The following is a 334-nucleotide window of genomic DNA, read 5'->3' as shown; positions in this document are numbered from 1 at the left end:
GCGGTCGGCGTCACCGTCGTGCGCCAGACCGATGTCCGCGCCGTGCTCGACGACGGCACGCTGCAACGACTCGAGGTGCGTCGACCCGCAACCGTCGTTGATGTTGAGACCGTCCGGATCCGCGTGGATCGCGATCACGGTCGCGCCGGCACTGCGGTAGGCGTCGGGCCCGACCGTCGACGCCGCGCCGTGCGCGCAGTCCACGACGACGGTGAGCCCGTCGAGACGGATGTCGACGGCACCGGCGAGGTGAGTCAGGTATCGGCTCGACGCGTCGAATGCGACGTCGACCCGACCGATACCGGCACCGGTGGGGCGTCGCGCCGGTCCCGCG

The 334-nt window shown here is 71.9% G+C and carries 1 pseudogene; it reads right to left on the bottom strand.

Annotation, left to right across the window (positions count from 1 at the left end):
* Positions 1–334 (bottom strand): annotated as a pseudogene (locus tag IJ15_RS0123215) (phosphoglucosamine mutase); the annotation flags it as partial.

It is taken from the genome of Prescottella defluvii, assembly GCF_000738775.1.
In the GTDB taxonomy this organism is placed as follows: Bacteria; Actinomycetota; Actinomycetes; order Mycobacteriales; family Mycobacteriaceae; genus Prescottella; species Prescottella defluvii.
Note: the sequence above shows the minus strand (reverse complement) of the source record. Positions and strands in the feature narration are given on the sequence as shown.